Source organism: Microvirga tunisiensis (assembly GCF_009296175.1).
Taxonomy (GTDB): domain Bacteria; phylum Pseudomonadota; class Alphaproteobacteria; order Rhizobiales; family Beijerinckiaceae; genus Microvirga; species Microvirga tunisiensis.
The window spans coordinates 1-2267 of record NZ_VOSK01000611.1; the positions used below are offsets into that span (position 1 = coordinate 1).

The 2267-nt window shown below is 58.3% G+C and carries 4 protein-coding genes; all 4 read right to left on the minus strand.

Annotation, left to right across the window (positions count from 1 at the left end; genetic code table 11):
- Positions 1 to 867 precede the first annotated feature (867 nt).
- Complete coding sequence (locus tag FS320_RS41955; RefSeq protein ID WP_162003610.1) at positions 868 to 1125, minus strand: WGR domain-containing protein; 258 nt, start codon at positions 1123 to 1125, stop codon at positions 868 to 870.
- 30 nt (positions 1126 to 1155) lie between these two features.
- On the minus strand, positions 1156 to 1377 hold the full coding sequence (locus FS320_RS41960; RefSeq protein WP_152718465.1) for a hypothetical protein: 222 nt from the start codon (positions 1375 to 1377) through the stop codon (positions 1156 to 1158).
- A gap of 62 nt (positions 1378 to 1439) precedes the next feature.
- A complete protein-coding gene (locus FS320_RS41965; protein ID WP_152718466.1) occupies positions 1440 to 1757 on the minus strand; it encodes a helix-turn-helix domain-containing protein in 318 nt (105 codons plus the stop codon).
- Between the two features lie 143 nt (positions 1758 to 1900).
- Positions 1901 to 2032 carry a hypothetical protein gene (locus FS320_RS50045; RefSeq protein WP_274597300.1) on the minus strand — a complete coding sequence of 44 codons (132 nt, stop codon included), beginning with the start codon at positions 2030 to 2032 and terminating at the stop codon, positions 1901 to 1903.
- Between the last annotated feature and the right edge of the window lie 235 nt (positions 2033 to 2267).

A 2267-nucleotide genomic window follows, 5' to 3' on the forward strand; every position in this document is an offset into this window, starting at 1 on the left:
ATGCGTTTGCCCGGCAAATGCGGCTCCATCCGATCCCACTGGTGATCTTTCAACATCAGACGAACTCCGCTCACCCAAGCCTCCGCGCCCAAAAGGAGCTTGAATCAGATTTGCGAGTCCGTCGAAAGCCTGAATGTCAACGCGCTCTAGTGGACTAAGACGGAAAATTGTCCGAGGACGGCCGCAGAAACTCTCCGCGGCCGTTTTCATCTCTCAAGCTATTACCGGGTGCCAGCAACCGCCGGGGCAGTCTTTCCGCATAGCACGCTCGCGGTTCTTGGTGCGCCATTGGCGTAATTCCCGCGAGATAGCGACGAATGCTCCGGCAAGTGAGGGGATTAAAATCGCCATTGCACCGATGGTTTCCGCGCGCATCATTCGCGGCCTCCGCAACCGGAGACGTAACGTTCTGTTGAGAACAGTTGGTTTAAATCTGCCCTGGCTCGGCAGAGCGTGCTATCGTTAGAGGGTCCCGAAATCATGGGCTCTCCTATGGCTTTGGGTTTAGAGGCAGCCGGAGGAGCTACGAGCGGCCAAACTTCACGCTCCTCCGGCTGGTCCGATTCCGCGAATTGCTTCCCGAAAACGAACACGCGCATCATGGCACGTTTCCTTGCTAAGGAAGTCTCACCTCCGACTTAAAGGACTATAGTCCTGTGAATCTCGGTGGGTTGTTGTGGATTCCAGTATCAAGCGATGGGAGAAAGGACCAGAGCCCAGATTGCCTCGCAGAGCGAAGGAATTGGGGTCCTCAACCACCATCGATGGCGCATGAGACGCAAAAAGTTACATCTTATGCATCTCGGTGTTCCCAATATGCTCATCTTTGTTCCGCGGATGTTCTGTGCAAAGCGTGTGCAGAATCCGTCACAAATCCTGATATCCGCGTCCCCGTTTCGCTCGAGCCAGCGTCTCAAGCGTCTGGCCGGCCTCTTGCTCTGATTCGAATTCCTCGGCGAGCTCGCGGCCGTTCGTTCCGATCCGGCCCCAGTTGCGCACCAGGCGCACGGTCCCGAACAGATCCCGCTCGATCATCAGGCTGTAGAAGCGCCGGATCCCCTGCTCCGGGTCGATCCGGTGCAGGACGAGGTGATGCTTGATTGGCGAGCGGAGCTCGTCAGGCACTCGGAGGCTGTCCCGTTACGTAACGAGGCCTTATTCATCCACTTTTCGGATGCTGACCAGTTGCAGGTGATCTATCGCCGGTAGTTCCGCGAGGTAGCGCAACGCAGCCTCGGCGCTCGGCCAGGTCTGATAGAAGGTGTCGTTGGTGATTGTGGTACGGACAGCCGTTTCCCACGTCCCTTCCTCTCTCTTTGCGCCGGCCTTCAGGCGCTCGCGATGCCGCTTCTGCCGCTCTGCATTCGATAGGGCCATGGCCGCTCCGTTACGTAACGGCCCACATGGGCAGAATGATGCTTGATCGGGATCGGAGTTCGTCAGGCATCAGCCTCAAGTTCTGTTTCGGCTACCTCTTGCAGGCGCTTGGCGAGACCACGAGGAAGCCTGGCGTCGAGACGACCGCGATAAATCCAATCAAGCGTGATGTGGTACTTGTCGCACAGCTTCATGGCTGCATCGATCCCGATACGGGAGAACCCGGTTTCGATATTGTGCCACATGGCACGCGTCATGCCGGCCTTGCGAGCGAAGTCGGCCGCGGACAGTCCCGTCGTGAGGCGCAGCAGCTTCATCCGCTGTGCAATCGCGGGCAGGGTGCGCGTATCAAGGCGGGTTGGGGTGTTTCGCGTTTTCATCCGTCCTTCCCTTACCCGTCTCGGCTCTGCCGAGTGCGAGGCAGCGGCCGCCAGCCGACAATGTGCTGATCGAAGTCGGTGTGCGTCCCGTAGCGAGCCCCAAAGACACGCCAGTGGCTCCTTCTGGGGATGTCGTCGGTTTCTCAGACTCCGACCGTCACTGGATAGGCAGGCGGTGCCTCCCTGTCCTCGATCCAGAGGATCACAGGGGTGCCGTCGCGTGGTGCGAGCCTGACCGGGTACCAGTCTTCCATGATGGCTCTTTCTCGGTTCAAACTCTAACTCCACAACACTGACTGTCACTGGGCACTTTGGCGTGAGACAGGCAATCTAATAGTTCTAGTGACTTAGCTTGTGTTCTGGTAACATTGGCAAAAGTCCGGGCTGAGCTGGCGGGTCGGGGTTCCGGCGCAGCGACAATTCTGATTCAATCCCCTGCATGTCACCGGCCCCGGATCTTGATGGCCTGTCGAACGCCGATCTGAAGCGGTTGGTGCTGGAGCTGTTGGG